Origin of the sequence: Streptomyces sp. ISL-100 (genome assembly GCF_018614615.1) — a bacterium.
Taxonomy (GTDB): Bacteria; Actinomycetota; Actinomycetes; order Streptomycetales; family Streptomycetaceae; genus Streptomyces.
The window spans coordinates 58,454-81,369 of sequence record NZ_JAGGOK010000008.1; the positions used below are offsets into that span (position 1 = coordinate 58,454).

Consider the following 22,916-nt stretch of genomic DNA (forward strand, 5'->3'; position numbering starts at 1 on the left):
GGTCAGGTGTGTACGACGGTGGTGTCGGCCAGTACCGGCGCGTCGTCCCTCTCGACGGCCGTGACCGACACCTGGACGCGCCCCGGCGACTTCCACATCCGCAGGCGCAGGGTCTCGCCGGGGAAGACGACCCCGGCGAAGCGGGTGCTGTACGAGCTCACGCGCGCGACGTCTCCGCCGAGCACGGTGTCGACGACGGCCTTGAGCGTCATGCCGTACGAGCACAGGCCGTGCAGGATCGGTCGGTCGAAACCGGCGAGCTTCGCGAATTCGGGGTCGGCGTGCAGCGGATTCCAGTCGCCGGAGAGGCGGTAGAGCAGTGCCTGGTCCTCGCGCACCTGCCGCTCGACTTCCGCGTCCGGCGCGCCCGTGGGCTGCTCGGTGCGGGCGGAGGGGCCGCGCTCGCCGCCGAAGCCGCCTTCGCCGCGTACGAAGATCTGGGCGTCGCTGGTCCACAGCGGCCCTTCGTCGTCGGCGGTCTCGGAGCGCAGCACGAGCACCGCCGCCTTGCCCTTGTCGTACACCGCCTGGACCTTGGACGTCTGTACCGCCTTGCCCTTGACGGGGATCGGGCGGTGCAGCTCGATGCGCTGGCCGCCGTGCAGGACGTGGGCGAGATTTACGTCGATGCCGGGCGCCGACAGTCCGCCGACCACGGCCATGCCGGCGCCCGCGACGGTGGCGAAGCTGGGCAGGACGTGCAGCCGGGATTCGAGGGTGTAGCGCAGCTCGTCGGGGTCGGTGGCGGGCGTACCGGCGCCGAGGCCGAGGTGGTAGAGCTGGACGTCCTTGTGGTCCCAGGCGATCTCGGCGCTGCGGGGTTCGGCTGCGACGGCCTTTGCCGCATCGATGGGCATGGGGATGCTGCTCCTTGATGGATGGAAGACCTCGGTGCGGCCGTCCGCACCGTCGGTCGCACCGAGGTCGTACGGGACCGGCCGCCGACCGCCACTTCTAGAACGCGTTCTAGGCCGATGGGGCCTATGTATAACGCACCACCCGGCAGTTGTGAAGACAGCTCGCTGACGCTGCGTCAGATTACTGACAGCTCGGTGCCAGGACATTTGTCCCGGCCGAGTCCGTACAAGCGCATCTGCCGTCGGCGGGCGCCGTCTCCGTAACGTCGTCCGTATGAAAACGACAACGGCAGGGGACGACGGGGCCGCCCCGGTCCTTCCACTCGCTCCGGCTTCCTGGTGAGCGGAGTCGACCGTACGGAACTACCTGTCGTCGGCGATCGGCAAGACCGGCACCCGCAACCGCAGGGCGGCGGTACGGGCGGCGAGGCAGCAGGGGTGGCTCTGACTTCCTCGCGCTACGCCTGCTTTTTACGGGGGCGCGGCAGCCAGACCAGCATCAGCACCACCCCCGCGAGCAGCGCCCCGGCCCCCACCCGGAACGCCAGGGCGTACCCGGCCGTCAGTGCCTCCGCGCTCAGCTCGCCACCCGTCCTGGACGCCGCGACTGTCGACAGCACCGCGAGACCCAGCGCGCCGCCCATCGTGCGCGAGGTGTTGATGAGGCCGGACAGGAGCCCGGCGTCGCCCGGTTCGCCGCTCGATGTGGCGAGCGAGGCCAGTGGGGTCGACGCGAGGCCGGCGCCGACCATCATCACGACGCCCGGGCCGAGGATGGCCGTGAGGTACGTCCCTTCGGCGCTCAGCGTGGACTGCCACGCCATGCCGGCGGCCGCCACCAGGGCGCCGCTGATCGCGACGCGGCGCGCACCGAACCTGGCCATGAAGCGCGGGGCCAGCTTGGAGCCGATGACGATGCTCAGGGAGCTGGGGACGAGGGCGAGCCCGGCGCCGAGCGGGGTGTAGCCCAGGACGTTCTGGGCGTACAGGGTCATGAAGAACCACATGCAGAACATCGCGGAGCCGTTCACGAACATCGCCGCGTTCGCGGCCGATACCGCCCGCACCCGGAAGAACTTCAACGGCATCAGCGGCGCCCTGGTCCGCGCCTCCACCGCCACGAAGGCGCCGAGGAGCAAGAGTCCCGCCGCCAGCGGCACCAGGGTGGCCGCCGCCGCCCAGCCTTCCGCCTCGGTCTGCACAATCCCGTACGCGAGAGTCGCGAGCCCGGCGGTGACCAGCAGTGCGCCGGGGAGGTCGAGCCGCCGCCCGTCCCTGGCCTGGCTCTCGACGAGCCACAGGGCGGCGCCCGCGAGAACCAGCGCGCCGACCGGCACATTGATCAGCAGCACCCAGCGCCAGGACAGCGCGTCCGTCAGCAGGCCGCCGACGAGCCCGCCCGCGGCTCCGCCGCCCGCGCCGACCGCCGACCACGTTCCGATGGCCCGCGTTCTGGCGGGGCCTTCGGGAACGGCGGAGGTGAGGATGGTGAGCGTCGCGGGCGCCAGTACGGCCGCGCCGAGGCCCTGGGCCGCGCGGGCGGCCAGCAGGTGCCAGTCGTCCTGGGCGAGCCCGCCGGCCAGGGAGGCGGCGGTGAAGAGGCCGAGTCCGGTCAGGAAGGTCCGCTTTCGACCGAAGAGGTCCGCCGCGCGGCCGCCGAGGAGCATGAAGCCGGCGAAGGCGATCGCGTAGGCGTTGACCACCCATTGCAGACCGATCGCGCTCAGCCCGAGGTCGGCGCGCATCGACGGCAGCGCGACGTTCACGACGGACACGTCGAGGACGACGAGGAACTGGCCCGCGCAGGCGGCGAGTACGACCACCCAGGTGCGGGATGCCTTACGGGCGGCCGGTATTCGGGTTTCGGAGTCCGAGGAGGAGGAAGAGGAGGCTTGGACCATGGGCGTCATGGTCGCAGCATTGGTCTGCCCCGTACATCCGGGTTCCGGCGAACGCCTCAGTCCACCGGACTGATCTCGCTCACCCTGCACTCCTCGACCAGCCTCGCGCGCTCCGGTTTGAGCATGGCGACATCGAAGCGCTCGGTCCCGCCGGCCTCGACGGTAACGTCCGAGTACCCCGAGGAAACCACCCTGCCGCGCGCGGACACGAATTCGACGGACACCTGGTACGTGCGCTCCTCGGCCTCGCGCGAGGTGATGCGTACGGTCGCGGTCGTTTCGGGATCGCCGTAACCCGGCGACGCCTTCACTTTCCCCTTGCCCCTGCCCTTGCGCTTGCCGTTGAGCTCGCGCTCCTTGGCGTCGACGCACTCGGTGATGACGACATCGACGGCAGAGGTCGACGTGGGCGTGGGCGTCGGCTCGCTGGTGTACGAGCCACCGGACGACGACTGGTCATCGCCGGAGTCGTCGTAATCACCGTTGCTCTTCCCGGAGTTGGAGCAGCCGCCTCCATCACCGCTGCTACTGCTGCCACCCCTGCTCTTGCCCTTGCTCTTGCCCGCGGTCGATGTCTGGAAGCCGGTCAGCGCCAGCACCACCACCGCGAGTACCGCCGCGAACCTCAGACGTCGGCGCACCATCGCCGTTACCCCCATGCCACTGTCCCGCCATGCCACTGTCCCGCCCCTGTCGCGCGTTACCTTAGACGACGGGTTTTGGCCACGCGCGGCAACCTCATGCCGCCCGCAGCATCGTCACCACCGCCGCGCCGCCGAGCCCGATGTTGTGCGCCAGCCCGACCCGCGCTCCCGCCACCTGTCGCACCCCCGCCTCGCCCCTCAACTGCCACGTCAGTTCCGCCGCCTGCGCCAGCCCGGTCGCGCCCAGTGGGTGGCCCTTGGAGATCAGTCCGCCCGACGGATTGACGACCCACCGTCCCCCGTACGTCGTCGCCCCGCTCTCCACCAGCTTCCCGGACTCGCCCTCCCCGCACATGCCAAGCGCCTCGTACGTCAGCAGCTCATTGACGGAGAAGCAGTCGTGCAGCTCGACGACGTCGACGTCCTCGATGCCGAGCCCGGACGCCTCGTACACCTGAAGGGCCGCCGCCCGCGACATCGGCTTGCCCACGACGTCGATACAGGATCCGGAGGCGAAGGATTCCCCGGTGTCCGTCGTCATCGCCTGGGCGACGATCTCGACGGCCCTGCCGTGCAGGCCGTGCTGGACGAGGAAGCGCTCGGAGACCACGACAGCTGCTGCCGCGCCGTCGGACGTCGGCGAGCACTGGAGCTTGGTCAGCGGCCGGTGGATGGTCTTCGCGGCGAGGATCTCGTCGACCGTCCACACGTCCTGGAACTGGGCGTTGGGGTTGTCCGCCGAGTGCCGGTGGTTCTTGGCGGCGACCGCGGCGAGCTGCGCCTGTGTCGTGCCGTACCGCTCCATGTGCTCCCGCGCCGCGTTGCCGAAGATCTGGGCGGTGGGCGGGGTCATCTCGAAGCCGTGGGCGGCGGCCATGACGCCGTAGTGCCGGGCGACGGGGGAAGTCGCGAAGTCCCCACCGTCCGAGCCACCCCCCAGCGCGCCCCGCTTCATCTTTTCGAAGCCCAGCGCCAGCACGCAGTCGCTGATGCCGCCCTCGACGAACTGCCGCGCCATCATGAGCGCCGTGGAACCAGTGGCGCAGTTGTTGTTGACGTTGTAGACGGGGACGCCGGTCAGACCGAGTTCGTACGCCGCCCGCTGCCCGGCCGTCGAGGCCTGGAAGCAGTAGCCGACGGAGACCTGCTGGACTTTCCCGTACGGGATCCCGGCGTCGTCCAGCGCCTTGGTGCCGGCCTCCTTCGCCATGTCCCAGTACCGCCAGTCACGGCTCTCGGGCTTCTCGAACTTCGTCATCCCGACACCGACGATGTAAGCCTTCATCAGCAGGTCTCCCTCTCCCCTTCAGTCACGCGGCAGGCCGAGAATCCGCTCGGCCACGACATTGAGCTGAACCTGGGTCGTACCGCCCGCGATCGTCAGACAGCGCGACATCAGGAAGCCGTGCACGGCCCGCTCTCCCGCCCCTTCCCGCACGGCGCCCTGCGGGCCGAGCAGTTCGAGGGCGAGTTCGGCGACCTTCTGCTGGTGCGGGGTCTGGACGAGTTTGCGTACGCTCGCTCCCGCGCCCGGCTCAAGACCCGACACCTGCTGCGTCGCCGTCCGCAGCCCGATGCAGGCCAGGGCGTGCGCCTCGGCGGCGAGCGCCCCGATGCGCGCCCGGTAAGCGTCGTCGAGCTGGCCGGATCCCGCGATCAACGCCTCCAGTCCGGTGTCGAAGGCGACCTGGTCGGCCATATGGACCCGCTCGTTGCCCAGGGTGTTACGGGCGACCTGCCAGCCGCCGCCCACCTCCCCGACCACCGCGTCGTCCGGCAGCAGTACGTCGTCGAAGTAGACCTCGTTGAAGAGCGAGTCGCCGGTGATCTCCTTCAGTGGCCGGATGTCGATGCCTTCGGCCGCCGCTTTCATGTCGACGAGGAAGTACGTCAGCCCCTTGTGCTTCGGCGCCTCCGGGTCCGTACGCGCGAGCAGGATCCCGTAATCCGCCCACTGCGCCGCGCTCGTCCATACCTTCTGCCCGTTGACGCGCCAGCCTTCGGCCGTCTTCTCCGCCCGCGTCCGCAGCGATGCGAGATCCGACCCTGCCTCCGGCTCCGAGAACAGCTGGCACCACAGCATCTCCCCCCGCAGCGTCGGCCCGAGGTACCGCTCCTGCTGCTCGGGCGTCCCGTACGCGATCAGCGAGGGCACCACCCAGGTCGCGATCCCGAGATCGCTCACCTTCACCCCCGCCTCGCGCATCTCCTGCTGTACGGCGAGCTGCTGTACGGGCCCTGCCCCCAGCCCGTACGGCGGCGGGAGGTGCGGGGCGGCGTACCCCGTCGGCGCGAGGGCGCGGCGGGCGGCGCCCGGGTCGAGGCCGCGCGCGCCCTCGATTGCCTCACGCGCCTGCTGCCGGTAGGCGCCCGCTTCCGCCGGCAGCTCCAGCCAGAGCTCGCGACGCGCGCCGGCCGCAGCGAGACGTGCGGCGCGCAGCCGGTGCGCGTCGCCCGGCCCGAGCAGTTGCCGCGCCACGAGCGCCCGGCGCAGGTAGAGGTGGGCGTCGTGCTCCCAGGTGAAGCCGATGCCGCCCAGGATCTGGACGCAGTCCTTGGCGCAGGAGTACGCGGCGTCGAGGGCGGTGGCTGCGGCGAGCGCGGCGGTGAGCGTACGTACGCCCGGCTCGCACGCCGCGGCGTCGGCGGCGGCCCGCGCCGCATCCCACACCAGCGCCCGCGCCTGTTCGAGGCGTACGAGCATGTCGGCGCAGAGGTGCTTGACCGCCTGGAACTGCCCGATGGGCCGCCCGAACTGCTCGCGCACCTTGGCGTGTTCGGTGGCGGTGTGCAGCGCCCAGGCGGCGGTCCCGCAGGCGTCGGCGGCGTACAGCACGGCAGCGAGGTCGCGGACGGTGTCGGCCGCGTCGTCGAAGGCGAGCAGGCGGCCCTCGGGGACGACGACTGCCTGCGCGGTGACTTCGGCAGTGGGCCGGGTCGGATCGGCGCTCTCGTGCGTACGGACCACCAGGTCCCCGGCGTCCACGGCGAACCACGCGCTTCCGGCGGCGAGCACGAGTACGTCTGCCTGCGCGCCGCCCAGGACCGGCGGGGCGGTCCCGTCGATCCGGTAACCGCCGTCGACCGGCGTGGCGGTGAGCGTCCCCGCGTCGAGCGCGACGGCGCCCGTGCGCGCGCCTGCCGCCAGTTCCGCGACGAGCCCACCCTGCCCGCCCCGCCGCAGCACCTCGGAGGCGAGCACGCTCGGCAGATACGGCCCCGGGAGCGCGGCGCGGCCGGTTTCTTCCAGTACGACGGCGAGGTCGAGCAGCGTGCCTCCCCCGCCGCCGTCCTCCTCGGGCAGATGAATCCCGTGCAGCCCCTGCTCTGCGGCCCCGTCCCAGTACGCGGGCCGCCGCCCCTGCCCTGCCCCGTCGAGTGTCCCGTCGAGCAGCTTCCGCACGGCCTCGGGCGGCACGGCCCGCGCGAGCCAGCGGCGTACGGAGTCCGCCAGGTCGCGGTGCTCTTGCGTGATTCCGATACCCATGCGCGGCAGACTAGAACACGTTTCAATCTGACGGAAGGTCAGATCGCGCTCGGGCTGACGCTGCCTACGCCGATGCGGAGGGCCGGAGGCGGACGCCCCCGACCAGAAAGCCCCTCGCGATCGTCTTCCTAGACCGCGCCGTCGACCGCCGCCGCCACGAAGGCCGCGAAGGCGGAGGGCGCGACGGTGAAGGCGGCGCCCCCGGGGTTCTTGGAGTCGCGCACGGCGATACGGCAGGGCTGGGCGGCGATCTCGACGCAGTCCCCGCCGGTGCCGCCGCTGTACGAAGCCTTGCGCCAGGCGGCGGCGCCGAGGGGGGCGCACTCGACGCAGTCACCGCCGGTGGTCCCGCTGTACGAGGACTTACGCCACCGCGCGCCCGTCAGGTCCTGGATGGTGTCCATAACGCTCCTCCATTACGCGGGCGATCAGTGCCGACGAGTCCTCCACAGAGAGCGCGGCGGCCTGCAAGTGATCGTAACGGAGCGAACCCTCCCTGAGAGCCTGAGGATTGGCCGTCATATGGCCCTGGACAAAGTCCTCGGTATAGACAAGGTCCGGGTCGTCCTCGAACCGCAGCAGGTTGAACGTACCGTCCAGTCCCACATGGGAGCCCACCTCGAAAGGCAGGATCTGCACCTTCACCCACTCCCGCCCGCGCAGCCCCAACAAGTGGGCCAGTTGGTTTCGCATGACCTCCGCGCCGCCGATCTCCTGATGCAGGACGGCCTCGCTCAGCACCACCCACATCAGTGGCGGATTGTCGCGGTCCAGTATGCGCTGCCGCTCCATTCGGGCGGCCGTACGGGCATCGAGGTTCTCGCAGGTCCGTACTCCCAGCACCGCCCGCGCGTACGCCTCCGTCTGAAGCAAGCCGTACACCAGCTGCGCCTGGTACGTGGAGATGTACGCCGCCTTCGCCTCCATCTCCGCATACGGCTGGAACCAGTGCGGCAACTGACTCCGCAGCACCAGCCCCGCCAACCGCGAAAACGTCCCGCCCGTCCCCAGCGCCGCGTCCATCCGTTCCGAGAAGTCGCGGGTCGGCACCTTGCGTGCCGTTTCGACCTGGCCGATCAGCGAGCCCGTACAGAAGACGATGTCGCCGAGCTGGCCCTGCTTGAGTCCTGCGGCCTCTCTCAGGCGGCGCAGTTCTGAGCCGTAGTAGTCCAGCGGCGATGCGCTGGGATCGAGATCGCGGATGTTGACCATGCGGAGGCCACCCCCAAGTTCAACGCCGTGAGGCGTTCCTTTCGGTCAGTAGCCGAGCGTAATCGCGCCGTCGCATCCTGGTGGCATGAATCACACAACCGACCACCCACCAGCGCAAATTGACGCCGGCTACCGCATGGCCTTCACCGTCGGTGAGCACTCGGCACGGCACATGCGGCGCATCGTGCGGACGTTTCTGGCCCGCTGGGACATGGCCGAGCTGGCCGACGCCGCCGAGCTTGCCCTCACCGAGCTCGTCGCCAATGTCGTACGCCATGTGCCCGGCCGGCACTGCAACCTCCTCATCCTCCGCCGACCGGGCGGACTCCGAGTGGAGGTCACAGACGGGTGCCCCCGCCCGGCGCACACGAGGGGCGGCGGAGGCGACGAGCTCGCCGAGGGCGGGCGGGGGCTGCTCCTGGTCGACGCCGTGACCGACCGCTGGGGCACGGTGCCGCTGCCCGGGGGCAAGACGGTCTGGTTCGAGTGCGACGCGAAGCCCGGCTCGGCCCCGCCTACTATGTGACCGCCCAGTACGTACACGGACGCGTACACGCATGACCGGAGGAACCCCATGGCCGCCGCCGCTGCGCCCAAGCCCGAGACGCTCGCCGCGTTCGAGGCCGCCAAGGGCTTCATGCCAGTACGCGAAGGGCTCGCCCTGTACGCCGCCGCCGCCGAGGCCGGGGCGCTCGGGCTGCCGCTGGTGGAGGTGGGTACGTACTGCGGGCGCTCCACGATCCTGCTGGCCGACGCCGCCCGCGAGGCCGGCACGGTCGTCGTGACCGTCGACCACCACCGGGGCAGCGAGGAGCAGCAGCCGGGCTGGGAGTACCACGACCCGACGGTCGTGGACCCGGAGGTCGGCCTGATGGACACACTGCCCACCTTCCGCCGCACGCTGCACAAGGCGGGCCTCGAAGAGCACGTGGTCGCGATCGTCGGGCGTTCGCCGCAGGTCGCGGCCGTGTGGGGCGGCGAGGCCGGTCTCGTCTTCATCGACGGCGGGCACACCGACGAGCATGCCAACGGCGACTACGAGGGCTGGGCCCCGCACGTCGCCGTCGGCGGCCTGCTCGTCATCCACGACGTCTTCCCGGACCCGGCGGACGGCGGCCAGGCCCCGTACCGCGTGCATCAGCGCGCCCTCGCGTCCGGTGCCTTCACCGAAATCTCGGTAACCGACTCGCTGCGCGTCCTGCGCCGCGTTTCGCCGGGGATCTGAAAGGCCCGGATAGCATCGCCGGGTGTCGTACGACAGCCAGCCCCCCGCTTCCCCCACTCCCCCCACCCCTCCTCGCCGCCTCGGCCGCGGGAATGTCACCGTCGCGGTCGCCGCGCTCGTCCCGACCGCCCTCGCGGGCTGGCTCGTGTGGCAGGCGATGAGCGGCCCCGGTGACGGCGAGCCGCCGAAGGTGGTGCCGCTGCCGGGCCAGAGCCGGTCCGCGTCGCCGCCCACCGACGCGAAGCCGTCGGGACCCACGACGCCGCCGCCCGCGTCGGCCGCCTCCCGGCCCCCCGCCTCACCCTCGCCTTCCGGAGCCAAGAAGGACGAGAAAGACAAGAAGCCGGACGCGACCGGCCCGCTCGCCGGCAAGGTCGTGGTGGTCGACCCCGGCCACAATCCGGGCAATTTCCGCCATACACGCGAAATCAACAAACTCGTCAATGTCGGCACGCACCGCAAGGAGTGCGACACCACCGGCACCTCAACCAACGGCGGCTACACCGAGGCATCGTTCACCCTGGACGTCTCGCGCCGCCTGCGCGCCCTCCTCGAACAGCAGGGGGCGACGGTGAAGCTTGTGCAGAACGAGGACCGCCCGTACGGACCCTGCGTGGACGAGCGGGCCCGTATCGGCAACGAGGCGAAGGCCGACGCCGTCGTCTCCGTCCACGCCGACGGCTCGGCGGTCGGCAACCGCGGCTTCCACATCATCCTGCCCGCCCTGGTGAAGGGCGGCGCCGCGGACACCGCGAAAATCGTCGGCCCTTCGCGCGAACTCGGCACGCGCATCGCGGGCAAGTTCGTCCAGGCGACCGGCAGCGCTCCGTCCAACTACGTGGGCGACGGTACGGCGTTGGACGTACGCAAGGACCTCGGCGGCCTCAATCTGTCGACTGTGCCCAAGGTGTTCATCGAATGCGGCAATATGCGTGATCCGAAGGACGCGGCCCTGCTGACGAACGAGGGCTGGCGCCAGAAGGCGGCGCAGGGGATCGCCGACGGCATCGGCAGTTACCTCAAGAGGTAAGGCTGATACCGGGCGGCCGACCCTGCCCGGGGGGGACGATACATTCATCCGTACGATGGGGAGCCGCCCCCGAGCTTCACACTGTGCCGCCCCGACGAGTCGACCCACTAAGGACCTTCAAAGTGAACATCCGCTCCCTCACTCGAGGCGACGGCGTGGTGATCGGAGCAGCGGTGGTGCTGTTCATCGCCTCGTTCCTCGATTTCAAGTCGTACGACAAGCCGGCTTGCTCGGGCGAGTTCTGCCCTCCGGCCTCCCTCGACTCCTTCAACGCCTGGGACAGCCTGGGCCTTCTGATGAGCATCTACCTCGCCGGCGTCATCGCGGCGGCGCTCATCGTGGTGTCCCGCTCGATGCCGCAGCAGCGCAAGATCGCCGGTCTCGACCTCGGCCAGTTCGGCGTCGCGTTCGCCGTCTTCGCGGCCTGGACCGCCTTCTGGACGATCATCGACGGCAGCAACTCCGGCCCCGGCCAGATCCTCGGCCTGCTCGCGGTGCTGATCCTCGCCGCCGGCGCCGTCGCCGCCCCGCTCGTCCCGGCGCTCAAGGGCCCGCTCATGGGCGCCCCGAAGCCGCAGGTCGCGCAGCCGTACGGTGGCCAGCCCGGTCAGCCGGGCCCCGGTGGCTACGGCTACCCCGGCGCCCAGCAGCCGCCCTACGGCGGTCAGCCGGGCCAGCCGCAGCCGTACGGTGCGCAGCCCCAGCCGCACCAGGACCAGCCCCAGGCCGCGCAGCAGCAGGCGGCCCCGGCCGCGCAGGCACAGCAGGCCGCGGCGCCCGCTGCCGCCGCCGACTTCGCGCCGTTCTGGTTCGCGGTTCCGGTGGCCCGTCCGCTGTACGCCGAGGACGGTTCGCCGACGCCGATCGCCGAGCTCGCGCCCGGCACCTGGTACCTGGCCGTGGAGCAGCGCGGTCCCGGTCTGGTCGCCCAGACGCAGGACGGCCGCCGCGGTGTCCTTCAGGACACCACCGGCATCCAGCGCGGCTGACGAGCCCGTAGCCCGACACGACGGCCCCTCGCCCCTTCCGGGTGGGGGGCCGTTGTCGTACAGTCGCCCGGTCACCATGTCCTGACGGACCGTCAGACGGGATCAGCGATGCGCCTCGGACTCGCTCTCGGCTACTGGGGCCGCGGCCCCGCTCCCGCCCATCTCGACCTGGCCCGCGAGGCCGAGCGCCTCGGCTACGACTCCGTGTGGACCGCCGAGGCGTGGGGCTCCGACGCCTTCACCCCGCTCACCTGGATCGCGGCGCACACCTCCCGCATCAGGCTCGGCACCGCCGTCGCGCAGATGGCCGCCCGCACACCCACCGCCACGGCCATGCACGCCCTCACCCTCGACCACCTCTCCGGTGGCCGGATGATGCTCGGGCTAGGGCTTTCGGGGCCACAGGTCGTCGAGGGCTGGTACGGGCGGCCGTTCCCCGCCGGCCCGCTGACAGCGACCCGTGAGTACGTCGACGTAATCCGCCAAGTGCTCAGGCGCGAAGCCCCCGTTGAGCTGGACGGCCGGTTCCACCCGCTCCCCTACCGGGGCGCGGACGCCACCGGCACCGGCAAGGCGCTCAAGCCGATCACGCATCCGCTCCGGGCCGGCCTTCCCATCCTCCTCGGCGCGGAGGGCCCCAAGAACATCGCCCAGACGACCCGTATCGCCGACGGATGGCTACCGCTCTACTGGTCACCGATGCGCACCGACGTGTACGCGGCGTCGCTTGCCGCCCTCCCCTCCGACTTCATGATCGCGCCGATGGCCCGGGCGCAGGTCTGCGACGACGTCACGGAAGGCCTGCTGCCGGTCAAGGCGATGCTCGGCTTCTACATCGGCGGCATGGGCCACGCGGCCCGCAACTTCCACGCCGACCTGATGGCCCGCATGGGCTTCGAGGCGGAGGCGCGCCGCGTCCAGGAGCTGTTCCTCGCGGGCCGCAAGGAGGAGGCGGTCCTGGCGGTCCCCGACGCGTTCGCCGACGAGATCTCCCTGGTCGGCCCGCGCGAGCGCATCGCGGAACGCCTGAAGCTCTGGCGCAAGGGCCCGGTCACCGACCTCCTGGTAACGGCACCGGACATGCACACCTTGCGCGTACTGGCCGACCTGAACGGCTGAAGGTCTGCGCTCTCACGATCGAGTGAGCCGTACGGGTTTCCGCCCCGCCACGTCGGCCGGCTCGCCTGGGTTCGCCGCATGGAACCGCGGTACGAAATCGAGATCGAACCGGAGGTGCGGGCCTGGCTCGGGTCCCTTCCGAGAGAGCACTACCGCTTCGTCGAACGGCACGCGGACATTCGAGGAGCAAGGATGAGCGGCGGCTACCACACCCAGTGGAAGATCCGGATGAGCACCGCGTCGACCCCGCGTACATCGAAGCGGGCGCCTCGATCGCCCTCGGTCAGGCGGTGTACGACTTCCGCGTCGCGCTCGGTGTCCCGGAGGGCCGGTCTCACCGAGGCCGAGGTCGAGCAGATCGAGGGCGGTGGCGCCGCACCGACGCTGCCTCTGTTGCGGCAGCTGGCCTCCGCCCTCGACGCACAGCTGGACGTGTCCATCGACGCCGACGCCATGTCCCTGGCCTTCGTACCGCACGCCGCACAGCGGTCGGCTCAGCCGAAGGACGCCCGCGCCAGCCAGAAGTCCAGCAGCTCCGCGTCGCCCAGCACCTCCACCCGGTCGCTGTCGGCGGGCAGCCGCCGGTAGAAGACCTGGAGTACGTCGGCGAGCGGGCCGCGCAGGGCCACCGTGGCCCGCTCGTGGCCGTGGCGCCAGGTGAAGCCGTCCTCGCCGAACTCGATCAGCCACTCCGCGTCGAGCGCGTCGGCCGCGTCCGTCGCGTGGAGGTGGATGGAGCGGCCCACTCCGCGCAGCTCGTTCGCCTCCTCGTCGGCGCCGGTGGACTGCGACCAGGCGACGATCCCCAGCCACTCGTCGATGGCGTCCGCCGCGACATCGTGGGCCACGTCGAAGGTGATGCCGGCGGCGATCGCCGCGTCCGCGCGGTGGATCACCGTCTCGTGGGTCATACGGCGCGCCCAGAAGGCAGCGCTGCGGTCCGCGCTCCAGGACCACACCTTGGCCTTCGGCCCGGCCGCCCGCAGCGTATCGGCGGCCTTCTGCGCGCCCTGCGCCAACCACGCGTCCAGGGCGGCTGGTTCCCCGTCGCCGGGGCCGACGAAGTCGGGGACCTCGTTCTCGGAGACGTCCGCGGAAGCCTTCGTCCGTACGATCGTCTCGACCCGGCGGTGCGCGCCACCCACGTGCCGCGCGAGGTGGCCCAAGGTCCACTCGGCGCAGGTCGGCACTTTTGTGCTCAGGTCCGCGCCGACCAGCGCGGCCCTCAACGAGTCTGTCTGCCGGACGATTTCGTCGCAGTAGCGGGCGTGCCCCAGATCAGTCATGCGCGCACTCTACGTTTCAGGCGGCGCAAAGCGGCAACACGTTCGGCATGTCCCCGAGTCAGCGCAGCGGAAGCAACCAGGCGGCGACGATCATCATCGTCATCGCCGACATCATGGCCGGAATCATCGGCCTCTGGATCCTGATGTACCTGCTCGACGCGAACCGGGCGAACGACCTGGTGAACTTCCTCCAGGACGCCGCCCGCTGGCTGGCCGGCTGGTCGTGGGACCTGTTCACCTTCGACGAGGCGTGGGCGCGCGTCGTGGCCGGTTACGGCCTCGCGGCGATCGTGTACCTCTTCGCCGGGCACGCGCTGGCGAACGTCCTGCGCCGCCACTGAGCGAAGTCGCCGGCTAGCAGCAGTCCGGGTCCAGGCCCAGCGGCAGCCGTTCGCCGCTGAAGACAGCGGTGGTCGCCTCGTCTCCCCCCAGGGCGGCCACCGCCAGCAGCAGCGAGCCCGCCGTCCAGGTGGTGAGCTCCTCGGGCCATACGGCCCGGTTGCCCTCGAAGACGTACCCCGTCCAGTACATGCCGCCCGGCGCCCGCAGGTGCTGGACCGACTGAAGGATCTCCAGCGCCCGGTCCGACTCCCCCATCACCCACAGGGCGAGCGCGAGTTCACAGCTTTCGCCGCCGGTCACCCACGGGTTGGGGACGATGCAGCGGACGCCCTGCCCCGGAACGACGAACCGGTCCCAGTCCGCCTCGATACGGGCCTTGGCGTCCACTCCCGTGATCGCGCTCGTGAGGATCGGGTAGTACCAGTCCATCGAGTAGCGGCTCTTGTCGAGGAACCGCTCGGGGTGGTGCTGGATGGCATGGCGCAGCGCGCCCACCGCCAGCTCCCAGTCCGGCTGCGGCTCTTCGCGCTGCTCGGCGACCGCGAGCGCGCAGCGCAGTGCCTGGTGGATGGAGGAACTACCCGTCAGCAGCGCGTCCTTGACGGGCGTACCGTCGTCCTCCCGCTTCCAGCCGATCTGGCCGCCGGGCTGCTGGAGCCCGAGTACGAACTCCGTAGCCGCGTAGACGGCCGGCCACATGCGGTCGATGAACGCGTCGTCGCCGGTGGCGACGTAGTGGTGCCAGACGCCGACAGCGATGTACGCGCAGAAGTTGGTCTCGCGGCCCCGGTCGGTGACGCGCTCCGCGTCCCCGTCGTCGTACGCCGCGTACCAGGAGCCGTCCGCGTTCTGGTGCCTCGCCAGCCACTCGTAGGCGCGGGCGGCGGCGTCGTGTTCGCCGGCCGCGTCGAGCGCCATGGCGGCCTCGGTGTGGTCCCACGGGTCGAGGTGGTGACCGCGAAACCACGGGATGGCGCCGTCCTCGCGCTGTGCGGCGAGGATGCCGGCCACGGTCTCGGCGGCCTCTTCGGCGGTCAGAACACCGGGCAGGACAAGGTGTTCCGTACGTTCAGGGCCGCGCCCGAAAACAGTCACTTGGCGGCCGCCGCTACCGCTGACGCCGGCAGGTGCGGCTTGGTCGCGTACGCCACGAAGCTCTTGCCGACCACCGGGTTCAGCAACTGCTCGGCTATCCGCGTCGCGGCGGGCTTCTTCATGATGTCCCAGACCAGGAGCTTGTGGTACGCCCGGACCGGGAGCGCTGCGTCCTTGCCGTCCCTGCCCACTCCGAACGCGCACTTCAGCCACCAGTACGGCGAGTGCAGCGCGTGCGCGTGGTGCGTGCCGTACGGCTTCAGGCCGGCCTCGCGCATCTTGCCGAGCAGCTCGTCGGCCTTGTAGATGCGGATGTGCCCGCCCTCGACCTCGTGGTACGCGTCGCTCAGCGCCCAGCAGATCTTCTCGGGCCCGTAGCGCGGCACGGTGACCGCGATGCGCCCGCCCGGCTTCAGTACGCGGACCATCTCGGCCAGCACCCCCTTGTCGTCGGGGATGTGCTCCATGACCTCGGAGATGATCACGACGTCGAAGGAGGCGTCGGGGAAGGGGAGGTTGAGCGCGTCGCCCTCCATGGCGGTGGCGGTAGCGCCCGCCGGGGCCTCACCGGCCTCCTTCATGGCGGCGAACCACTTGGCGACCTCGCGGATCTCCTCGCCGTTCTGGTCGAGGGCCACGACCTGGGCGCCGCGCCGGTAGCACTCGAAGGCGTGCCGGCCGGCGCCGCAGCCCAGGTCGAGTACGCGATCGCCCGCGGCGAGCGGGAAGCGGGAGAAGTCCACGGTCAGCACGGGGTCTGCCCTTCCGGGTGGGGGTGGGTTACGGCGCCGGTCCGCCGGGCGCGTATGGCTGAGGCCCCGGGGCGGCCGGGGTTGTGCGGGGTCCGCGTCAACGCACTCTCACCGACCGGGCTCCCCGGCCCACCGCACCATGGGCGGCGAGCCGCTCGCGGTAGAGGTCCGCGGTGCCCTGGGCCGCCTTGGCCCAGGTGAAGCGGTCCAGCACGCGGTTACGCCCGGCCGCGCCCAGCCGCCGGCGCAGTTCGGGGTCGCCCAGCAGCCGGCCGAGAGCGGCGGCCAGCGCGCCCGCGTCGCCCGGCGGTACGGCGAGGCAGGTCTCGCCGTCCGTTCCCGCGACCTCGGGGATGGCGCCGCCGGTGGTGGCGACGAGCGGGGTGCCGGTGGCCATCGCCTCGGCGGCGGGCAGCGAGAAGCCTTCGTACAGGGAGGGGACACAGGAGATCTGGGCGCTGCGCACGAGGTCGACGAGCTCCTGGTCGCTTATGCCCTTGACGAACTCGACGGCGCCCTGGAGCCCGTACCGCTCTATGGCCTGGGCGACCGGGCCGTCCTCGGCGCGCTTGCCGACGACTACGAGGTGCGCGTCGGGCTGCTCGGTGCGGAGCTTGGCGAGCGCCTCGACGAGGTGGACAAGGCCCTTGAGCGGTACGTCCGCGCTGGACGTCGTCACGATCCGCCCCGGGATCTCGGCGACGGACGGGTCGGGCGACCACAGGCCGGTGTCCGCGCCGATGTGCACGACGCGGATACGGTCCTGGCGTACCCCGAGGTGCTCGACGATCTCCTGCTCGGAGGACCCGGACACGGTGAGCACGGAGGGCAGGCGGCGTGCGACGCGCTTCTGCATGCGAGTGAAGCCGTACCAGCGGCGTACGGAGGCGCGCTTGCGGCGGCTGGTCGCGGCGTCGAGGTCGAGCTGCCGGTCGACGGTGATGGGGTGGTGGATGGTGGTGACCAGGGGGGCGCCGAGGTCGCCGAGCAGGCCGTAGCCGAGTGTCTGGTTGTCGTGGATGACGTCGAACTCGCCTCGGCGGGCGGCCAGGTGGCGCCTGGCGCGGAGCGAGAAGGTGAGGGGCTCGGGGAAGCCGCCGGTCCACATCGTCGCGACTTCGAGGGCGTCGATCCAGTCACGGTATTCGTCGCGCTTCGGAGTCCGGAAGGGGTCGGGGCTGCGGTACAGGTCGAGGCTGGCCAGTTCGGTGAGCGGCACGCCCTCGTCGAGTACGGGGTAGGGCTGGGAGCCGAGGACTTCGACGCTGTGGCCGAGGCGTGCGAGCTCGCGCGAGAGGTGACGTATGTAGACGCCCTGGCCGCCGCAGAACGGGTTGCCCTTGTACGTCAGGAGCGCGATGCGCAGCGGGCGGTCGCCCTGGACGGGGTCCCCCGCGTGGGGGCTCGCCTCTATGGCCTCAGCGGTCACTCCCGGCCCCCTTCATCACTGCTCTTTCACCGGAGCGTAGCCGCTGGCGTTAACCTAGAACAAGTTTCAGTATCGATCGCTCAACACGCATCCGACGAGCTCTGAATCTACCGGCAGGTAGCGCAACCGTAAGCGGCCGGATCAGGTGATTCGCGCCACGGCAGGTGCCCTGCCATGCTGTGCCACCCGGGGGGCCCGGTCCCCCACGCCCGGCGTACGGACAAATGCCATGGAATGGGACGCATGACAGCGGAAGTCAACCCAGTCAACCTCTCGTCGCCGCCTCTGACGGAACGCCAGGAGGCTCGCCGCCGCCGGATCCTGCACGCCAGCGCGCAGTTGGCCAGCCGGGGCGGCTTCGACGCGGTACAGATGCGCGAAGTCGCCGAGGCCGCCGGAGTCGCCCTGGGCACGCTGTACCGCTACTTCCCTTCCAAGGTCCACCTGCTGGTCGCCACCATGCAGGACCAGCTCCAGCACATGCACACCACGCTCCGCAAGAGGCCGCCGGCCGGCGAGAGCGCGTCCGAGCGGGTCGCCGAGACCCTGATGCGCGCCTTCCGGGCCCTTCAGCGAGAGCCTCAGCTGGCGGACGCGATGGTACGGGCCCTGACCTTCGCGGACCGCAGCGTCAGCCCCGAGGTGGACACGGTCTCCCGACAGACGACGGCGATCATCCTGGACGCGATGGACGTGAAGGGGGCGCCGACCCCGGAGCAGCTGTCGGCGGTCAGGGTCATCGAGCACACCTGGCACTCGGCGCTGATCACGTGGCTTTCAGGCCGGGCGTCGATCGCCCAGGTGAAGATCGACATCGAGACCGTGTGCCGCCTGATCGATCTGACAGACCCGGATTACCCCAGGTAACAGGCGCACGTGCGCCCGCAGTGCGCTCGATGTGCCCCTCTCACGCTCCCCAATGGCTCAAATCCGTGCCCTTCGCACCGGCTGTCCCGGGTACTAATGGGCGACGTGCCATGTCCATGCAGTGCAGCACAGCGGGACCCAGGGGAGCAGGTAGTGACCCGCATGATTCGCGTTCTTCTCGTGCACGACATCTGTCTGATGCGGTCGGGACTGGCCGCACTGCTCGAAAAGGAGCACGACATCGACATATCCACCAGCACATCGGTGGAAGCCCCGGCCGCGGCACGGTCGTTGGAGCCCCGTGTGTGCGTCGTCGACGCGGAGGGGCCGGGATCCTCGGCCCTCGACGCCGCCGTTGAGGCGTCGGCCGCCCGTGACACGTATCCCGGCTGCTCGCTGCTGACCCTCGTCCCCGCCGGCAAGCCGGGACTGCTGCGCCGCGCGTACGAGGCCCGGGCTCTCGGGTACGTCAGCAAGGAGGCCCCCACGGGCCGGCTCCTTGAGGGGATACGGCTGGTGGCGTCGGGGAAACGTTTCGTCGACGACTCCCTCGCGTACGAGTTCCTGGAAGCAGCCCGGAGCCCGCTCACCACGCGTGAGCTGAGCGTGCTGTCACTCGCCGCCGAGGGGGCCGGCGTCACTGAGATCGCCGACAGCCTGCATCTGACCAACGGGACTGTGCGCAACTACATGGCCGCCATCACCCGCAAGACCGGGGCCCGCAACCGGGTGGACGCCATTCGCATCTCCCAGTGCGCCGGCTGGCTCTGACCAGCCGCCTGCCAGATCGCGGTAGAGCGCGGAGCGCCGGATCAGCTCCTCATGACTGCCACACACCGCCTGCGTGCCGTCCATCACGAGCACGCGGTCGGCGCGTCGGGCGGAGCTGATCCGGTGGGCGACGACGACCAGCGTGGTGTCCGGGCGCTCGGCGAAGGCCCGCTCGGCGCGGGCCTCGGCGGCGGGATCCAGATGACAGGTCGCCTCGTCGAGCAGGACGACAGGCACGGGTGCCAGGTGCGCGCGGGCCAGGGCGATCAACTGCCGCTCCCCCGCCGAGAGTCCGGAGGGGACCACAGCGGCGTCCGGGCCGCCGAGCCGCAGGAGCAGCTCGTACGCCCCGACGGCGCGGACCGAGGCGAGCACGGCGGCATCGGGCGGCGGGTCCGGGCACAGATAGGTCAGGTTGTCACGCAGGCTGCCGGAGAAGACGTACGCCTCCTGCGGCACCAGGACCCGGCGGTGCGTGCCGCGGTGCACCGGTTCGCCGCACAGCAGCACCTCGCCACGGTCGGGGACGAGCAGACCCGCGACGAGGGCGGTCAGGGTGGACTTGCCGATGCCGCTGGGGCCGACGACGGTGAGACGGCAACCGGCGGGGACGGTGAGGTCGAGCCCGTCGAACACCGGCTCGGCATGCGGCCCGTACGCGAAGGTCACTCCGCGCAGCTCCACTGCGGCGTCCCCGCATGGCGTCGTCCCCGGGACGGAAGCCGCAGGCGGGCGCAGGCCGGGCGCCCGCTCGCCCCCGGCGCGCTCGTGGGTGGTGGGGCGAGCCGGACCTTCTCCCCACCCCGCCCCTTCCCGACCTGGGGCTCCGCCCCGGACCCCGGTCCTCATACGCCGGACGGGCTGGAAGGGACGGGCGCGTCCGGCGTTCGAAGAGCGCGAAGGCGCAGACGGGTCGTGCCCCGGGGCCGTGAGGCGGCGGAGGACTACCGTCAGGCGGGAGCCCGCTGTGCCGAGGGCCTGCATCAGGCTCTGGAGGGCGGGCAGCAGGGCGTACATCAGGTACGTGAGGGCCCCCACCAGGTCGCCGGGCGTCACCCCCCGGCCGAGCAGCCAGGGGGCGGTGACCAGCAGCAGGACGACAGGGAGCCGTCCGCCGACCGCAACCGCCAGCACCCGCAGCACGCCCCAGCGGGCCAGGGTGTGCGCGGCGCGGAACTCGGCGGCGAACCGGGCGTCCGCGTCGGCTGCCGTCCGCGTCTCCGCGCCCGCCGCGGTGATGTCCCGCAGCCCGGCCGCCGTCGCGTCCAGGCTCTGCGCGACCGCCTCGTCGGCGGCGAGGAACGTCTCCTGGCGGCGGGCCATCGGCCGCAGCGTCACCAGGAACAGGCCGAGCCCCAGGATGAGCGGCGGCACCACGACGAGCAGCAGGACCGGCGCCAGTGAGGCGAGACCCGCCAGCGCCCCGGCCGCCGTGAAGACGAACGACCGGGAGACCATCACCAGCCCGGCGAAGGTGTCCCTGGCGATCTCCACCTGATGCGTGAGCCGGGACACCGCCGCATGGTCGGCGTCCCGCAGCGCGCCGGCGACGACTCGGCGTACCAGACCGTCGCGCAGCGGCTCCACCAGCGCGGACACGGCCCGGAACACCCGCCCGGTGCCGTACGCTCCGGCCGCGACGGCCACCGCGGCGACCGCCAGCCAGCCGAGCCCGGTGACCGGCCGGGCCGCGAGGAACCCGTGGTCGAGGGCGCGGGCGAGGGCGTACCCGAAGAGGAACGTCTGCGCGGCTTCGAGCAGCGACCAGCCCGCCAGCGCGAACAGCACGGGCCGCCGCCGGCTCAGGAAGCGCAGGCCTTCAGCGCGCAGCCGGGGGGCGTCAGTCGTGGCGTCGTCGGTCGGGGCGTCAGTCGTCATCGTCCGGCTCGTCCGTTCCGTCGGCGAAGACCGCCCGGTAGTCGTCCAGTTGCCAGAGCCGCGTGTGCGGGCCCACCGCGCGGATGCGACCCTCGTGGAGCCAGGCGACCTGGTCGGCGCGGGCCGCCGTCGAGGCCCGGTGCGCGATGAGCAGACGGGTGCCGGCCCCCGCGTCACGGGTGAGGGCCTCGCCGATCCGCAGCTCGGTGACCGTGTCGAGGCTGGAGGTCGCGTCGTCGAGGATCAGCAGCCGCCCCGGGTGCGCGAACGCCCTTGCCAGGCCCAGGCGCTGGGCCTCGCCGCCCGAGAGCGGAGCCTGCGCGCACGGGGTGTCGTAGCCGTGCGGCAGGCGGCGTACGAAGGTGTCGGCGCAGGCGGCCGAGGCCGCCTTCCGTACGGCCGGCGCGTCCGGTTCGTACCCGCCGAAGGCGATGGTCCCGCCCATCGTGCCGCCCAGCAGCGCGGGCCGCTCGAAGGCGTACCCGACCGCGCGGCGCAGGACGTCGTGGGGCAGCTCGCTCAGCGGGACGCCGTCGAGCGTGACCGTTCCCGCGTCGGGGTCGGCGAGGCGGCCCGCGACCGTGGCGAGGGTGGACTTGCCGGATCCGGAGCGGCCGACGAGGGCGAGCGAGGTGCCGCCGGGGACGGTGACGTCAAGGCCGTCCAGGATGGTTCGGTCACCGTGGACGACCGTGATGCCGCGCAGTTCCAGGGCCCCTTCCCCGGCCGGGAGTCGCGCGTCGCCGTACGCGGTGGCCGGTACGGCGAGCAGGCCGGCGAGGCGGCGTGCCGCACCCCGGCTGCGCACCAGGCCGTTCAGCCGCCCGACCAGCATGCCGATTCCGGTCGCGAGCGCGGCGTACCGAGCCGCGGCAAGCAGTCCGCCCAACGAGAGCTCGCCCGCCGCCAGGCGAGTTCCGGCCACCGCGAGTACGGCGATCTGGAGCAGGGGCACGACCACGGCGGCCTGCGCGGTGGAACGCCCCTGGACCCGCCACATCCGGTAACCCTGGGCGCTGAGGCCCGCCAGCGGTTCCAGGATGCGGGCCTGTTCGCGCCGGGCCGTACCCGCGGCCGCGATCGTACGGGCGCCGCCCACCGCCTCCACAAGCCGTGCGGCGATCTCGCCCTGGCTCTCCTGGTAGCGCGCGACGCTGTCGCCGGACTCCCGGACGAAGGCTTTCAGCAGGAGGAAGAGCAGCGGCATGCCGACGAGGAAGGCCCCGGCCGTCCACAGGTCGACGATCGCGAGGGCGACCAGCCCGCCGACGGGTGTCACGACGGCGGCGACCGTGCCCGCGAGCGCGGCCGGGGCGCCGCCCGCGTGGGCCGCGTTGCCGACCAGCCGGGCCACGATGTCGCCGGGCGGGACCCGGTCCGTGCAGCGCGGCCCGGCGGCCAGCACGTGTCCGAGCAGACGCCGGCGGAACCATGCCGTGGAGCGGGCGTTGGTGGTGCCGGTCAGCAGGCCGTCGAGTGCGTCGAGGACCACGAGCAGGCAGGTGAGGGCCGCGCAGGCGGTGAGCCAGGCGGTGGCGGGACGCCCCGAGAGCAGCAGGTCGAGGGTGTGGCCGAGCAGGGCGGGCAGTGCCAGGCCGGCCGCGGCGCCCGCTGTGCTGAGGACCAGGATCGCCGCACCGGGGAGCGCGCTGTGCCGGAGGGAGTCGCGCAGCAGCCGGTCGGCCAGGCGGTGTTGGTCACGCCTCTCGTCCATGCGCGCTCGATTCCCTCCTTGTCGTACGGGGAGCTTTACGGCCCCAGGAGGCAGGCGGTGCCGCCCGGGGCCGTATCTCCGTCAGAGCACCTCGTCAGAGCACCTCGGAGATGTGTGCCGACGTCACAGACACAGCAGGAAGCTGTTGGAGCTGTGCTTGTCGCACGCCAGCAGGCTCAGGCTGCTCTGGTCGCCGCCGCCGTCGGTCTCGGGGGTCTCCAGGCTCTGAAGGTCGAGGAGTGCCATGGTGGTTCCCTTCGGTTGTCCGTTCCCGTGGGGACGGGGTTTCTTGGTGCGGTACGGCTCCGGGTCGGAACC

The 22,916-nt window shown here is 71.5% G+C and carries 22 protein-coding genes and 2 pseudogenes; 10 read left to right on the plus strand and 14 right to left on the minus strand.

The genetic code is table 11. The features are described 5' to 3' along the window. Nucleotides 1-2 precede the first annotated feature (2 nt). Nucleotides 3-857 carry a MaoC/PaaZ C-terminal domain-containing protein gene (locus J7E89_RS04690; RefSeq protein WP_214968694.1) on the minus strand — a complete coding sequence of 285 codons (855 nt, stop codon included), beginning with the start codon at nt 855-857 and terminating at the stop codon, nt 3-5. A 343-nt stretch (nt 858-1,200) separates the two neighbouring features. Here J7E89_RS04690 and J7E89_RS04695 point away from each other — a divergent pair. Further along, nucleotides 1,201-1,305: pseudogene (locus J7E89_RS04695) on the plus strand (DNA-binding response regulator); the annotation flags it as partial. Nucleotides 1,306-1,315: 10 nt separating this feature from the next. On the opposite strand, the gene J7E89_RS04700 reads toward J7E89_RS04695, so the two are convergent. From J7E89_RS04700 to J7E89_RS04725, 6 genes are all read right to left on the minus strand, one after another. Next, nucleotides 1,316-2,767 (minus strand): MFS transporter, encoded by a 1,452-nt coding sequence (locus tag J7E89_RS04700; RefSeq protein WP_214968696.1) that lies wholly within the window; start codon nt 2,765-2,767, stop codon nt 1,316-1,318. 47 nt (nt 2,768-2,814) lie between these two features. Continuing rightward, entirely contained in the window at nt 2,815-3,402 is a 588-nt protein-coding gene (locus tag J7E89_RS04705) for a hypothetical protein (protein ID WP_214968698.1), read from the minus strand. Between the two features lie 94 nt (nt 3,403-3,496). Beyond that, nucleotides 3,497-4,687, minus strand: a complete 1,191-nt coding sequence (locus J7E89_RS04710; protein WP_214968701.1) for a lipid-transfer protein — start codon at nt 4,685-4,687, stop codon at nt 3,497-3,499. A gap of 21 nt (nt 4,688-4,708) precedes the next feature. Continuing rightward, a complete protein-coding gene (locus J7E89_RS04715) occupies nt 4,709-6,889 on the minus strand; it encodes an acyl-CoA dehydrogenase (protein ID WP_214968703.1) in 2,181 nt (726 codons plus the stop codon). A gap of 128 nt (nt 6,890-7,017) precedes the next feature. Further along, a complete protein-coding gene (locus J7E89_RS04720) occupies nt 7,018-7,293 on the minus strand; it encodes a DUF397 domain-containing protein (RefSeq protein ID WP_214968705.1) in 276 nt (91 codons plus the stop codon). Then, nucleotides 7,253-8,101, minus strand: a complete 849-nt coding sequence (locus J7E89_RS04725; protein WP_214968707.1) for a helix-turn-helix transcriptional regulator — start codon at nt 8,099-8,101, stop codon at nt 7,253-7,255. The genes J7E89_RS04720 and J7E89_RS04725 overlap by 41 nt, the downstream gene beginning before the upstream one ends. A gap of 85 nt (nt 8,102-8,186) precedes the next feature. On the opposite strand from J7E89_RS04725, the gene J7E89_RS04730 reads away from it, so the two are divergent. The 6 genes from J7E89_RS04730 to J7E89_RS04755 all read left to right on the plus strand — a co-directional run bounded on the left by J7E89_RS04730 (nt 8,187) and on the right by J7E89_RS04755 (nt 13,052). After that, nucleotides 8,187-8,627 carry an ATP-binding protein gene (locus tag J7E89_RS04730; RefSeq protein WP_251060101.1) on the plus strand — a complete coding sequence of 147 codons (441 nt, stop codon included), beginning with the start codon at nt 8,187-8,189 and terminating at the stop codon, nt 8,625-8,627. Between the two features lie 48 nt (nt 8,628-8,675). Next, nucleotides 8,676-9,326 (plus strand): class I SAM-dependent methyltransferase, encoded by a 651-nt coding sequence (locus tag J7E89_RS04735; RefSeq protein WP_214968710.1) that lies wholly within the window; start codon nt 8,676-8,678, stop codon nt 9,324-9,326. Nucleotides 9,327-9,348: 22 nt separating this feature from the next. Next, nucleotides 9,349-10,356: an N-acetylmuramoyl-L-alanine amidase gene (locus J7E89_RS04740; RefSeq protein ID WP_308315330.1), complete on the plus strand. Its 1,008-nt coding sequence runs from the start codon at nt 9,349-9,351 to the stop codon at nt 10,354-10,356. A gap of 122 nt (nt 10,357-10,478) precedes the next feature. Then, nucleotides 10,479-11,345 carry a DUF5336 domain-containing protein gene (locus tag J7E89_RS04745; protein ID WP_214968712.1) on the plus strand — a complete coding sequence of 289 codons (867 nt, stop codon included), beginning with the start codon at nt 10,479-10,481 and terminating at the stop codon, nt 11,343-11,345. Nucleotides 11,346-11,453: 108 nt separating this feature from the next. Further along, nucleotides 11,454-12,464: an LLM class F420-dependent oxidoreductase gene (locus J7E89_RS04750; protein ID WP_214968714.1), complete on the plus strand. Its 1,011-nt coding sequence runs from the start codon at nt 11,454-11,456 to the stop codon at nt 12,462-12,464. Nucleotides 12,465-12,542: 78 nt separating this feature from the next. After that, entirely contained in the window at nt 12,543-13,052 is a 510-nt protein-coding gene (locus J7E89_RS04755; protein ID WP_214968716.1) for a hypothetical protein, read from the plus strand. Here J7E89_RS04755 and J7E89_RS04760 read toward each other — a convergent pair. Next, on the minus strand, nt 12,959-13,750 hold the full coding sequence (locus tag J7E89_RS04760; protein WP_214968718.1) for a maleylpyruvate isomerase family mycothiol-dependent enzyme: 792 nt from the start codon (nt 13,748-13,750) through the stop codon (nt 12,959-12,961). The two genes, J7E89_RS04755 and J7E89_RS04760, sit on opposite strands and share 94 nt — an antisense overlap. A gap of 47 nt (nt 13,751-13,797) precedes the next feature. On the opposite strand from J7E89_RS04760, the gene J7E89_RS04765 reads away from it, so the two are divergent. Continuing rightward, nucleotides 13,798-14,091, plus strand: coding sequence for a hypothetical protein (locus J7E89_RS04765; protein WP_214968720.1), 294 nt, complete (start codon nt 13,798-13,800; stop codon nt 14,089-14,091). Nucleotides 14,092-14,104: 13 nt separating this feature from the next. Here J7E89_RS04765 and J7E89_RS04770 read toward each other — a convergent pair whose 3' ends face one another. From J7E89_RS04770 to J7E89_RS04780, 3 genes are all read right to left on the minus strand, one after another. Then, the gene (locus J7E89_RS04770) at nt 14,105-15,187 is read right to left on the minus strand and encodes a prenyltransferase (RefSeq protein ID WP_214968721.1); all 1,083 of its coding nucleotides are present in this window, start codon (nt 15,185-15,187) and stop codon (nt 14,105-14,107) included. Next, the gene (locus J7E89_RS04775) at nt 15,184-15,939 is read right to left on the minus strand and encodes a class I SAM-dependent methyltransferase (protein ID WP_214968723.1); all 756 of its coding nucleotides are present in this window, start codon (nt 15,937-15,939) and stop codon (nt 15,184-15,186) included. The genes J7E89_RS04770 and J7E89_RS04775 overlap by 4 nt, the downstream gene beginning before the upstream one ends. Before the next feature lie 97 nt (nt 15,940-16,036). Next, on the minus strand, nt 16,037-17,368 hold the full coding sequence (locus J7E89_RS04780; RefSeq protein ID WP_214968726.1) for a glycosyltransferase family 4 protein: 1,332 nt from the start codon (nt 17,366-17,368) through the stop codon (nt 16,037-16,039). Nucleotides 17,369-17,611: 243 nt separating this feature from the next. On the opposite strand from J7E89_RS04780, the gene J7E89_RS04785 reads away from it, so the two are divergent. After that, a complete protein-coding gene (locus tag J7E89_RS04785; RefSeq protein ID WP_214968728.1) occupies nt 17,612-18,235 on the plus strand; it encodes a TetR family transcriptional regulator in 624 nt (207 codons plus the stop codon). Nucleotides 18,236-18,433: 198 nt separating this feature from the next. After that, nucleotides 18,434-18,922: pseudogene (locus tag J7E89_RS40570) on the plus strand (LuxR C-terminal-related transcriptional regulator); the annotation flags it as partial. Here the strand turns inward: J7E89_RS40570 and J7E89_RS04790 are convergent. From J7E89_RS04790 to J7E89_RS04800, 3 genes are all read right to left on the minus strand, one after another. Next, nucleotides 18,848-20,884: an ABC transporter ATP-binding protein gene (locus tag J7E89_RS04790; RefSeq protein WP_214968730.1), complete on the minus strand. Its 2,037-nt coding sequence runs from the start codon at nt 20,882-20,884 to the stop codon at nt 18,848-18,850. The pseudogene J7E89_RS40570 and the gene J7E89_RS04790 overlap by 75 nt on opposite strands. Next, entirely contained in the window at nt 20,874-22,598 is a 1,725-nt protein-coding gene (locus J7E89_RS04795) for an ABC transporter ATP-binding protein (protein ID WP_214968733.1), read from the minus strand. The genes J7E89_RS04790 and J7E89_RS04795 overlap by 11 nt, the downstream gene beginning before the upstream one ends. Nucleotides 22,599-22,721: 123 nt before the next feature. After that, nucleotides 22,722-22,844 (minus strand): SapB/AmfS family lanthipeptide, encoded by a 123-nt coding sequence (locus J7E89_RS04800; RefSeq protein ID WP_214968735.1) that lies wholly within the window; start codon nt 22,842-22,844, stop codon nt 22,722-22,724. Nucleotides 22,845-22,916: the final 72 nt, after the last annotated feature.